Source organism: Undibacterium sp. Tian12W, assembly GCF_049339405.1.
Lineage (GTDB): Bacteria > Pseudomonadota > Gammaproteobacteria > Burkholderiales > Burkholderiaceae_D > Undibacterium.
The window spans coordinates 1-873 of record NZ_JBMPPK010000061.1; the positions used below are offsets into that span (position 1 = coordinate 1).

Here is an 873-nt window from a genome sequence, read left to right on the forward strand (position 1 = left end):
TGATCAGGAAGATGATCAGCAAAACCAGCATGACGTCGACCAGCGGGGTGGTGTTGATGGTGCTGTTGACTTCGTCTTCACCATCTCCATCATTGCCAATTGCCATTGCCATAATGTGTTCTCTTTCAAATTACTGAATACGGAAGACCCCTCACCACAGAGACACAGAGTCACAGAGTAAAACCCACAGAGAAAACCCTTTCATTACGCGCTGCTTGCAATGACTGGGGAAACGATCTCTCATCAATTTCAGCTAGAAGATTTTCCTCTTGCTTTTCTCTGTGTCTCTGTGCCTCTGTGTTGAGAGGTCTTCGGGTGTTAATCAGTGATTACTAATTACTTCTTAGCAGCTGTTTTGCCCATATTACCGGACAGAACAACGGAGTGCAGGTCAGCGGAGAACGCACGGACTTCTTCCATGGCGCTCTTGTTGCGGCGAACCAGGAAGTTGTAACCGAGAACTGCAGGAACAGCGACCGCCAGACCAATCGCGGTCATGATCAGCGCTTCACCAACCGGACCCGCTACTTTGTCGATCGATGCTTGACCGGACATACCAATCGCTGTTAGCGCATGGTAGATACCCCATACTGTACCGAACAGACCAACGAACGGTGCTGTGGAACCAACTGTCGCAAGGAAGGCCAGACCGTCTTGCAAACGGCTTTGAACTTTATCAACAGCGCGCTGGATGGACATGGAAACCCAGGTGTTCAGATCGATTTGTTCGAGCAATGCGCCTTCGTGGTGTTCTGTGGCTTTGATACCAGAGTCAGCGATGAAGCGGAATGGGCTGCCTTCTTTCAAAGAAGCGGCACCGGCTTGTACAGAAGCTGCTTTCCAGAATTTGGAACGGGCATCTGTGGCTTGGCC

General features: G+C 50.4%; 2 protein-coding genes. Both read right to left on the reverse strand.

The genetic code is table 11. The annotated features are described in order from the left end of the window. Window positions 1–112 (reverse strand): ExbD/TolR family protein (locus tag ACO0LI_RS30590; protein ID WP_422980606.1); only part of this gene is annotated, 112 nt, incomplete at its 3' end. Between the two features lie 224 nt (window positions 113–336). Next, window positions 337–873, reverse strand: a 537-nt coding sequence (locus ACO0LI_RS30595) for a MotA/TolQ/ExbB proton channel family protein (RefSeq protein ID WP_423037697.1), incomplete at its 5' end; no start/stop codon positions are given.